Here is an 11,241-nt window from a genome sequence, read left to right on the forward strand (position 1 = left end):
TTGCTCAACGCCGAGTGGTCATTGGCCACCAGCACCTGGGCCAGTCGGGGCGACTACAGCAGACCAGCCAGGCGAGTCCAGGTGTGCCTCGTCCCGAGCCGCGACGCCGACCGAATCCTGTACCGCGCCGTAGGCAGTACCGAGACGTGCCATCAGCTCGACTTCCTCCTCGCTGCGAAGGCACTGCCCAAGCCAAGGCCAAGGGTTGTTCGCATCGCAGAAGTCGTCGAAGAGCACGTGGACGGTGTAGTCGAGGTCCTCGAACTGATCCGGATCGAACCGCACCTCTCGCTGCCATGTCGGGCTGGCCAATGCCATAACCGCGGCACCCAGTTCGCCCACCCTGCTGTGCTGCCCACACCACCTGTCGGTGCGTCAGACTCTCTTGTCGTGCCGACCGAGTGGCACGCCGAGACAGCGCTGCGACGCTTCCTCGAAGGGCGCCGGCTCGGCTTCGACGCCGACCCGCACGAGACGGTGGCCGCCTATCTGACCCGGTGGCTCAGGTCGATGGAGTTCCTGCTCAAGCCCACCACCTACGCCCGCTACCGCACCTACGCACTGGGCGAGTTGATCCCCGTGTTTGGTGAGATCCGGCTGGAGGAGATCGCCCACGACCACATTGCCGCCTACACCCACCAGCAGCTCGCGGCCGGCCGCGGTCGCCAGGCCCTCTACCACTGCCTCGCCACCCTCTCCAGCGCCCTGGGCTCCGCCGTCCGCACCCACCGCCTCTCGCACAACGCCGCTCAGCCCATGCCCCTGCGCAGGCCCCGACCCGACGAGCGGGTGCCCTGGAGCGCCGAACAGGCGGTTGAGTTCCTCACCCACTGCCGGGGCGTTGACCCCGCGTTCGCCGACCTCTTCGAGGTCATCGTCGGCACTGGCCTGCGCAAGGGCGAGGCACTCGGCCTCCAACGCCGGTGTGTCCGGATCGAGGACCGCGTCATGTTCATCCGCCACACGCTGTCCGCGATCGACAACCACGAACTCGTCCTGACCGCCCCCAAGACGAAGAAGAGCCGCAACTGGGTACCCCTGTCCGACCGCGTCGCAGCAGCCCTTGAGCGCGCCATCGCCAGGAACACCTCCACCGACAACGACCACGTCTTCCAGGACGCTGACGGCAACCCGTACCACCCGGCAGCGGTCCGCCGGCGCTTCCACGAACTGCGCAAGCAAGCCGGGCTGCCCCACGTCACCATCCACGACCTGCGGCACCTGGCGGCCACCCTCGCGCTGGAGGGCAACGTCTCCATGGCCGTCATCTCCAAGACCCTGCGCCACTCCACGCTTTCGACCACCGCGAACATCTACAGCCACCTGACCTGGGATGTCGCCATGGCCGCAGTGCACACCATCGAAGCCAGACTTCACCTCGTCGAAGCCCGAGCCTGCTCCAGTGCCGGCGTCCTCGCCCTCGGCGGGCCACCACCGAACCCCCTCTTCAGCCACGCGGCCTGACGGCCGAACAGCTGACGCCGGCTCGGTGCACCGGACCGTTCACACGGACGGGACCGAGCAGCCGGCCTCTCGGCTCGTAGCCGGGCCCGATAAGCGTGCGGCCAATCGATCCAGATGACACCGCAGGTTCCTTCGGAATGCCCGCTTCCCGCAAACCTGAGCCATTTCAGCACCGAAGAGGCGATCAGTCCGCGACCGACGGCGCGGGGATTCCGAATTGGATGAACTGACGCGCCGTCATGACCGCGTCGGAGGGGCTGGAGCTGCGGAGATGTCCCCGGCGAGGCGACGTGAACGAGCGTTCACGACCACATTGCGACCACCAATGGAAAAGGCCGTTCTCATCATTCCGATAAGAACGGCCTCCGACCTGCGAAAACGCTGGTCGGGACGACAGGATTTGAACCTGCGACCCCTTGACCCCCAGTCAAGCGGGTTACGTAGGATGCTTGTTGAGAGGCCACCTGCTAGGCGTATCGTCCGCGCTCAAGTCCTTTTTGCTGCATGCAAGTTGAGTGTTCGACATGCCGACCTTCCAGTGTGGTGGCTGACGGAGGCCCAGCTGTTACATTGTCCCACTTTGTCCAGATCGGCTCAACCGTGCGGAATCCTCACGCGGCGGCGTGGTCCCAAAGTGGTCCCAGGGCTTGTAGCAGGGCGATGTCACTACCAGCGACGACGTCTCGTGCAGGCTCTTGCAGCGGCCCTTCGGGTCCCAAAGCGGAGAGGGCAGTGGCGTGTTGGGTGCCTCCCGACCCCGGATGCTTGACCTGCTGGGGCGGCCGCGTCACGACCCGACACGCGCCTTAGCAGCCGGCACTGACAGTCGCGACCTGCCGGGGTGTCCTTCCAGCCCGTCTCCCGGCCCGCTTCCCGACGGGGTCGGGTGGGGGCGATCGCGGGGTGACGGTCGGTCAGGCCGTGTACGAGGGACCGGCCGTCCTCCCGGATTCGACGGGATTTCGCCGGTCGTGGTCAGCTGGTCCCCACCGGGGGGCCAGGATCTGCACCGGTAGGGGCACAGGGAAGGGGAGGCGTGCGGACGCCAATGATGCACTCGCGGCGGCGGTGGGGGTACTCCTCACCGATCCGAGGCGGGATCCGGGGTTCGAGGTCCGGGACGCTGAGCAGGCGGCCAGAGCGGTGGCCCTGCTCGACGAGGGGCTGCGCTACGGGCTCGGCGTGTTCCGGCTGATGGCCGAGGGCGGGCAGCAGGGGGCCGAGACGCTCTCCTCGGACGGCCTGCAGATCCTGTCCGAGATGGTGCAGAACGCCGACGACACCGGAGCGCGGGAGATCCGCTTCGTCTGGCGGCCGTCCGAACTGCTGATCGCACACGACGGCCATGGTGTACGGCTGGCGGACCTCCTGCTCCTGGGGATGCCCTGGCTGAGCGGCAAGACCCGCGATGCCGAGGCGACCGGACGCTTCGGCGTCGGGCTGGCGACGCTGCGTGCGTTGTCCAGATCCTGGGAGGTGCACTGCCACCCGTTCCACGTCCGCTTCACCGACCTCGAACTCGCAGTGGCGGAGCCGCTGGAGCTGCCGGCCGAGATCGCCGACGAGCGGTGGACGGTGTTCAGGATTCCGCTGGTGGACGACGTCCTCCCGTCGGCCGGACTCGTCCGATGGTTTGAGGGCTGGAGCGACGGTTCGCTGCTCTTCCTCCGTCACCTGGAGCGGATCACCGTGGCGGCGGACGGTGCCGAGGCCGACGGCGGACGGTCGAGCACGGTGCTCCGCCTGTCCTGGCGCGAGCTCAGGCGCAAGCGGCTCGTGGTCGGCGGCGCCGGAGCGGAGGTCGGCGTCCGGGAGGCCGTGACGACCGATGGTTCGGTGTGGCGGGTCTACGACACCCGGGTCGACTCGCCCGCCGGGACTGCTCGCCGGAACAAGGCCTCTGGAGCGACCATGCCGGTCGCCGTGGCACTTCCGCTCCGTCCTGGGACGGAGGGCAGCGTGCACGCGGGCCTGCCGGTCGCGTCGCTGGACGTCGCGGCGCGGGTGCACGCCCAGTTCGACCCCGTTGCCAACCGGGAGGGATTCGCCGCCAGCCGGCTGAACGACGCCCTGGTCCCGCTGGTCGCCGACCTCTGGGAGGCGGCGGTGCTCGACGTCCTCGGCGGGGTGGCACCCTCGGCCTGGCACCTGATCCCGCTGCCCCCGCAGCCCGGGGACCTCGCGCCGGCAGGACTCCCACACACCCTGCGGGCCGAACTGCTGGACCGCGCTCGCGGCACCGTGGCCGGGGCACTCGTCCTGCCGCTCGGGACCGGGGAGTCCGTGCTGCTGACCGATCTGGCGGTGGAGGCCGCCGTCCTGTCGGGGGTGCTCGACTCGGCGGACGTCGCCCGGCTCGGCGGGCTGCCGCACCCGTATCCGGCCACCGCCCGTGACGGCGAAGGGCGTTGGCGGCGGGTACTCACCGACTGGCGGTCCCACGGCGGGGCCGCCCTGGGTGAGGAGGTGGACATCGCCCGGGCGGTCGGCCTGCTGAGCCGGCCGGAGTACGAGGTGGGGCGCACCATCCGACTGTCGGCGGTGGCGATCGACGCTGGCTTGGGCCGGCTGATCGCCCGCGAGCCGTGCATCGTCACCGCCGACGGCCGCCGCCTGGCGCCGCAGAGCCACGCGCACGCGTTCGCGGCGTTCGAGGGCAGCGGTCCGCTGGACGTGCTGGGCATCGTGGCAGACCTCCACCCGGCGTACCGGGCGGAGGACCGCTGGGCCCGGTCGGTGGTCGGCTGGCTCAGGCAGTCCGGCGCCCTGCTGCGGCGGGACGACACCCGGGCGGTACTGCGCCGGGTCGCCGAGCTGGGCGACGCCGGGGCCCGGCTGCAGGGCGATGGCGACCGGTTGGTCGAGCAACTGGTCGCGCTGCAGAAGGCGTTGGGGGAGGTTTCGAAGAAGGACCAGGAGGAGTTCGGTCGACGGATCGGGCGGGCGGTGGTGCTGAACTGCTTCGGTTACGGTCCGGACGGGAAGGAGAAGCACAGGCAGAAGCCGCCCGGTGAGGTGTACCTCTCCAAGCCGTTGGAGACCACGGAGGGGGATCGGTTCGCCGTCGCCGCAGGAAGGGCGCCGGGCCTCACCTGGGTGGACCGCTCCTACGCGCGCTCACTGGTGCCGTCCACCCGGAACAACGGGCTCGGCCCGGGAGGCTTCCTACGCCTGCTGGGCGTGGCCGACACGCCGCGTCTGACGCCGGTCCGGCGGGGGCGGCACACGAAGGAGTACTCGGGAGACCACCGGGTCGGTACCGCCCGTGAGTTCGCGCCCTCGCTGGAGGGCCGCGGGACGGAACTGGGGAGGCTGAATGCCACCCATACCCTGGACGACCTGGAGAGCCCCGCTCTCCAGGTCGTCGTCCACCACATCGTCGCCGAGCCGGACCCGCGCGAGCGCCTGCGCCGTACTGCGGCCCTGCTGGCGACCCTGGGCAAACCCGGCATGCTCACCTCGCCCGGCCACGCCCGGGTCAAGGCGGCGTGGGCGTACCACAGGTGGGAGGTGAAGGGCAGCACGCCGGCGCTCTGGGTCTGGCAGCTGCGGAAGACCGCCTGGCTGGAGGACGCGCGGGGGCATCTGCGCACCCCCGCCGCACTGCGGTTGCGGACAAGGGACTCGGAGGCTCTCTACGGCCACGACGACCCGGGCTACCTGCACCCCGAGATCCAGCGCCTGACGACCTCCTGGAGGGAGGTGCTGGCCGCGCTCGGCGTGGCCGCCGACCCCGACGTGCCCGAGCTGGTCGCGCGACTGCGGCAGCTGCGGCGCCGGCCGACGAACGGGCCCGAGGGAGAGGCGCTGGAGGCCGAAGTCCTGCTCGTCTACCGGGCGTTGGCCGGGCGGTTGGCGGACGGGTCGGCCGATCCGGCCCGGACGGCAGCAGAGAAGGAGATCAGGACCGCGTTCCTCGGCCGGGTGGACCTGGTGCTGCCCGACCGAGGCTGGCAGCGGCCGGCTGCCTGTCTGCGGGGAAGGTCAGTGCTCCGGGGATTCCGGCCTTACGTCCTCGCCGGGCCCGAGCTCGCCCCGCTGTGGACCGCACTCGGCATCCGGGAGCCGGGTGCCGATGACCTGGTGGACGTGCTCCGGGAGATCGCCGAGGACGACGCCCGGCCCACCGGGGCACGGCAACAGGTGATGCTGGAGGCGCTGCGCTCTCTGTCCGGCCAGGTCGGCGGCACCGGCTCGACGGTGCCGATCGCGTTGCGCAACAGGCTGCGGGCACTGCCGCTGTGGACCGGCGCCGGGTGGACGAGGAAGCGCCCGGTCCACGCGGTGGACCACCCGGGCATCGCGCGCGCCCTCGCCGACCGTATCCCGATCTGGCAACCGGGCGGCGAGGTAAGCCAGTTCACCGCCCTGCTGGGCCCGCTCAAGGTCACCCGGCTGGAGGCGGCCGGGGCGCGGGTCCTCGACCCGGACGGGGCGGTGCCCGATCCGGAGCTCACCCACGCGTACCGGCGGGCCGTCGCGGGGCTGCAGGACATCCTGGTGCGGGACGAGCCGGCCGCGGCGGACGCCTTCACCGGCTGGGGCTGGCTGCCCGAGCTGGAGGTACGGATCCTGCCGGGGCTCCGGATCCGGCTCGACCTGGACGGTGACGGGGAGGGGTTCGAGGTGCCGGTCGAGGCGCAGATCGACCGGGAGGCCAAGGCGCTGTTCGTGGCGAACCGTGAGGCGCTGCGGACCACGCACGGCGGTGGCACGGCCGTGGCGAGCCTCTTCGACGGCGAGCGGACCCGGGTCGGTCACCGCTGGCGGGACTTCTGGGAGGCGGACCTCCTCGACCGACCGTCGGGCGCGGAGCCGCTGGTGTCCGCACGTCAGCAGGACCACGAGCAGGAGCAGCGGCTGCGCGAACTGCTGGAGCACCGTGAACGGCAGCTCCCCGCCGCGCCACCGGCGCCTGCGCCGGCACGCCGGGCGCCGGCTCCTCCGCTGCCGAGGCCCAGGAACGGCGCGGCCCCGGTGCCGCCCCCGGCGCCGCCCGTGCCGGCTCCGGTTCCGGTCCCCGCACCGGCCTCGACGGCCGGCCCACGCGAGCTGTACACCGTGGCCGAGCTGGCCCCCCGCCGACAGGAGCTCCGCCCCGGACCCTCGTCGGGCGCTCCTCGGTCCGTTGGTACGACCCGGCGGCGACGGGCGGTCTCGCTGCCGAAGCCCCGGCCTGGAGCGGGCGCGCCCCAGGAGCGGTCCGGGCCGCTCGGCTACGCCGACCGGGACAAGGAGAGGATCGTCATCGAGCTGCTCCGCGAAGCCCTGAAGGAGGACGGGATCATCCTCCACGACCAGCGCGGAGTCCACGGGCTGGGCGCGGACGCCATCGACTCGACCGGGCACTACTACGAGATCAAGACCCACGGTGGATCCTTGCCGGCCGAAGTCTCGCTCACCAGGCAGGAGTTCCTCCGGGCATTGAGCGAGGGGGAGAATCTCTCGCTGGTCCTGGCCTCTCACCTGGAACGGGGGAAGGGAGTATCGACGCTGCGCATCGTGCCGGACCCGGTACGCCACTTCGAGGTAGGGCCGGTCGCGGAGATCCGGCTCAAGGTGACACCAGAGGTAGCGGAGGGCGAACGCGTGCTGCGGTATCCCGACGGAGGGGCCTGAGTGAGGCTCAGCAGCAAGGGGGTGCGGTGGGCCAGCAGTACCCGGGTTGCGCCACCGTATCAGTCAAGTCAGTTGTTCTGAGAGGCACTTGACGGTCCGTCTGTGACGTGGCGAAGATGTGCGGTCATCGGACCGTCAGGTGCCGGGCCGCGCCAGAGCCCTCCGGCAGCGCGAGGATCAGGTCTGGCCGAACGGATCCGCCATATTCACGCCGATTCCGGTGGCGCCTACGGCTCGCCAAGGGTGACTGCGGAACTGCGCGAGACCGGAGCGCCGCCCGCCGTTGCCCGCACCGATGTCCAGGTACGGCTCGACCCCGCTGCCAGGACCCAGGCGCGGAGCCGTTCGCGCGAACGGTCGTCTCTGGAGTATGGAGCCAGTGTGTTCACGAGGCGGGGGTTGCCCCGTGCGCGGAACGGCAGTGCGTGACGGGCCGCAGCTACTGCGCTGATCGGGTGTTGTACGACTTGGACTTCCGCACGTCCATTCGTCGATCGACTCGATTGTCAGCGGGGCACATGATGATAGGACAGACTGCGGGGCATACAGGGGAAGGAGCTCCCGCGTGTATCTGAGCCGGGTGAGGGTCAAGGGGCTGCGCGCCAGCGCCAACTCGGAGATCGACTGTGAACTACCCAGCCGTTTCAGTGTGGTGATCGGCGCGAACGGCGCCGGGAAGACCACGGTGACCGATGCACTTTACCTGGCCCATCCCAGCCGCTTCCCCTATCTGCCGCGTATGGGTGCCAGCGCCCTGGGCAGCGGGGAGCGTGAGATCACCGTCGAGTACACGTTGGACGACGACCCGGCCGTGGAAGGCGCCCTCGGACGGCAGCTCCGCGATATCCACAACGGCCAGCCCGGCGCGGTCGTGCAGCGATGGAGCTCCTCGCTGAACCGAAACCTGGGCGCTATCAGTGCGCAGACCACACAAAGGTTCGGCCCCCTCGACAAGCTCGACCCGTTCAAGCTCATGTACCTGCCCGCCTGGCGGAACCCGCTGGACGAGCTCGCCCGGCGGGAAGTGCGGATACTCATCGAACTGCTGCGGGCCCAGCAGGAGCGCCTGGACGGCAGCCGCAGTCTGGTACCGCTGCGGGCCCAAGCTTCGAGGCTGCTGGAGAACCTCGCCAAGGACGGCATCATCGCAGCCGTCGAGGAACGCATCGGCGCGCACCTGTCAGCGCTGTCCGCCGGAGTCAGCCACCAATGGCCCTACGTTCGCGGCCAGGTCGTCGACGACACCTACCTGGCGCGCGTGCTCGAACTTATGCTGGCGGTGATCCAGGGGCGTGGCAACGCTCGCCCACTGGAGGTTTCGGGCCTGGGGTACGTCAACCTCCTGCACATCGCCGTGACCCTGGCTGCTATCCCAGACCCCGCCAAGCGCGCCACTGGTGCCCCGGACACCGACACCGCATTGGCCGAACTTGACGGCACCGGCGAACCCGCGGATGAGGAAGCCGCCGCCCGTCAGGCCCGCGACCAGCTTCTGCAGGCCCAGGCCGAAGCGGAATCCGCAGATGACTCGTTCTTCCCCCCGGACCCCTTCCACGCCACCGTGGTCATCGAGGAACCCGAGGCTCACCTGCACCCGCAACTGCAGCACGCCCTGGTCCGCTACCTGCGCACCGTCAGCGCACAGCGGCCCGAGCTGCAGATCGTGCTCTCCAGCCACGCCACCGACGTCATCACCTCCGCCCGCCCCGAAGAGATCGTTGTGCTGCGCCGGATGGCGGACGGACGCCGGGTCTGCCGATCCGTCGCCACTCTGGCCATGGCCGATCGGTCCAAGACACTACGCATGGCCCGCCTGCACCTGGACACCAGCCGCTCCGCCGCCCTGTTCGCAGAACGCTTGGTGCTGGTAGAAGGCGTCACCGAAGTCGCCGTCCTGCGCGAGTTTGCCCGCGCATGGGCGGGGACCGACCAGGACAAGCTGGCCTTCGTCGACGCGCTGAGCATCGTCGCCATGGGCACCAAGGTCGGCCACTGGGCCGTGCGGCTGCTCGCGACCCGCGGCCAGGAACTGTGCACCAAACTCGCCGTCCTGCGCGACAGCGACCAGGACTTCGACGCCACCCCCACCCCGCCGTCGTGGATCACAGCGCATGACCCCGACGTCGCCGCGGCCTTCATTAGCCACCCCACCCTCGAGCCAGCCATCACCAGCGGCAACGAGAAGCTGATCGCCGCCGCCCTGGACGACGCAGGCATCGCGGCACCCGGCACGATCACCCCCGAGACCATTCATGTTCTGTTCCGCAGCGCACGCACAGCCAAGGGCACCTTCCCTGCCACGCCAGCCGGCGCTGGGGCCAAGCGCAAAGCGGACTTCGCCCTCGCCCTCGCCCAGCAGCTCGCTGATGCCAACGTCGGCGTGACGCCACCGGTGGTCCCGGAGCACCTGCGCAACCTGTTCGAATTCCTGTACCCAACGCCCCCAGCAGACCCACAGGACCCGGACCTTGACCCGGCCTTTGACGACCCGGACCTGGCCCCGGAGCCGCACCCATGGGGGAGCAATGTCGGCGAGATGCCGGACATAGACTTCGATTCCTGGGATCCGCCCCGCAAGTCGTCCGGAGACTCCTGCGGTACTCCGCAGTCCGGCTGGCCGCTCAGTCCAGGCGACAGCCGTGGTTGACGCGGGCTTGGACGCGCTGACCCGTGAACAGCTCATCGCCGCGGGTACCCCCCTTCCGCGCATCTACATCGAAGCCGCCCCTGGATCCGGCAAGACCACCGTGTCCGCCTACCGCTTCGGCAGGCTGCGCTTCAACGTCACCAGGGACCCGCGGGCGGTGATCGCGGTCAGCTTCACCCGCTCCGCCACTGCGGAACTGCGTGGCCGGGTCCTGACCACCTGGGGCCGGGCTGCAGTCAACCCCCCGCACCGCATCGTGACCCTCGACACCCTGGTCTACGACCTGCTCGCCCACCTCCTGCGCACCAAGACGCTGCACTGGCCCTCGGGCCACACCGACCTGGAGGTCCTAGACACCTGGAAGGCCCACTACCCCACCCGATACACCACCCGGGAGCCGATCCTCGAGCTCGACGGCACCCATGTGGTCACCACCCGCACCTATCGGCCGGGCCGCGGCAACCACCCGACCCAGGAGGACTTCGACACCGCCGTGCAGCAGGGGCGGTGCACCCACGACAACGTGCGCGCGATCCTCGCCTCCGCCCTCGAAGCACCGACCGCCGCCGACCGCCTGGTTGAGTACTTCGCCGCCACCACCCGGGCAGTGATCGTTGACGAGATCTTCGACGCCAACAGCCTGGACCTGGCCGTCGTGAACCTGGTCGCCCGGGCCGGCCTACACATCACCGTCGTCGGCGATCCTTGGCAGGCGCTCTATGGCTTCCGCGGGGCACGCCCCGACCTGGTCCCCACTCTCATCGAGACAGCTGACCTGACCCCCCTTAAGCTCACCACCTCCTTCCGGTGGCGCACGGCCGAGCAGAAACACCTGGCCACCCAGCTACGCAGGGGCTCCCCCATCTCCGTGCCCAGCGGGCCGCTGGACGGCGTGGATGCTGTCTTGGCCCGCCAATGGAAGCCTCTATGGGAGACCGCTACCCGCGTGCTGCCCCTAGCCTTCCGTTCGGCCAGCGGCAACCCCCAGGAAGCCGCGTGCACCCTGCTGCTCAACCAGCTCACCCGCAGCGCCTTCGGTGAACACGCCACCTACGCCAACGACGCCGCCGCGACCCTGCGACTGGACGACGACGCCCGCGCCCGCCTGGAGCCGAGACTTGACAATGTTCTGTCCGTGCTTGCTGACAGCGATGACCTGATCGGTGCCCTGAGGGAGCTCACGGCTGCCGTCGCCACGCAATCGCCGATGATCATGCCTCGCAGGCATTCCGATCACATTGACCGCTTGCGGAAACTGCGCGCACGCCTGCTCCACCCGTCCAGTGAGCTCATCCCAGGCTTGACTACCCATCAGGCAAAGGGCCGCGAATGGGATGCCGTCGCTGTCCGTCTGGACGGTAGCGACGTCCGGGCCCTTGAAGGTGGTCTGGAGCATAACCACGAAGAGCACCGCAAGCTCTACGTTGCTCTCACGCGCGCCCGCCGTCGCACCCTTGCCGTGTGACTGCCTGTGGCCGCCGCATGCGCCACACGTACCGCGAGTGCATCCA

5 protein-coding genes and 1 pseudogene are annotated in these 11,241 nt (G+C 70.0%); 5 read left to right on the forward strand and 1 reads right to left on the reverse strand.

What is annotated here, in order from left to right:
* Positions 1-18: 18 nt before the first annotated feature.
* A complete protein-coding gene (locus tag ACZ6ZR_RS12515; RefSeq protein WP_465642055.1) occupies positions 19-342 on the reverse strand; it encodes an SCO4402 family protein in 324 nt (107 codons plus the stop codon).
* Between the two features lie 48 nt (positions 343-390).
* On the opposite strand from ACZ6ZR_RS12515, the gene ACZ6ZR_RS12520 reads away from it, so the two are divergent.
* The 5 genes and pseudogenes from ACZ6ZR_RS12520 (at position 391) to ACZ6ZR_RS12540 (ending at position 11,195) form a co-directional block, all read left to right on the forward strand.
* A complete protein-coding gene (locus tag ACZ6ZR_RS12520; protein ID WP_465642056.1) occupies positions 391-1,464 on the forward strand; it encodes a tyrosine-type recombinase/integrase in 1,074 nt (357 codons plus the stop codon).
* Between the two features lie 1,143 nt (positions 1,465-2,607).
* Complete coding sequence (locus tag ACZ6ZR_RS12525) at positions 2,608-7,083, forward strand: sacsin N-terminal ATP-binding-like domain-containing protein (RefSeq protein WP_465642057.1); 4,476 nt, start codon at positions 2,608-2,610, stop codon at positions 7,081-7,083.
* Positions 7,084-7,263: 180 nt separating this feature from the next.
* Positions 7,264-7,353: pseudogene (locus ACZ6ZR_RS12530) on the forward strand (transposase); the annotation flags it as partial.
* A 295-nt stretch (positions 7,354-7,648) separates the two neighbouring features.
* Positions 7,649-9,730, forward strand: coding sequence for an ATP-dependent nuclease (locus ACZ6ZR_RS12535; RefSeq protein WP_465642058.1), 2,082 nt, complete (start codon positions 7,649-7,651; stop codon positions 9,728-9,730).
* 7 nt (positions 9,731-9,737) lie between these two features.
* Positions 9,738-11,195 carry a UvrD-helicase domain-containing protein gene (locus ACZ6ZR_RS12540; protein ID WP_465642059.1) on the forward strand — a complete coding sequence of 486 codons (1,458 nt, stop codon included), beginning with the start codon at positions 9,738-9,740 and terminating at the stop codon, positions 11,193-11,195.
* Positions 11,196-11,241 lie beyond the last annotated feature (46 nt).

This window comes from Kitasatospora sp. NPDC088742 (genome assembly GCF_055584905.1).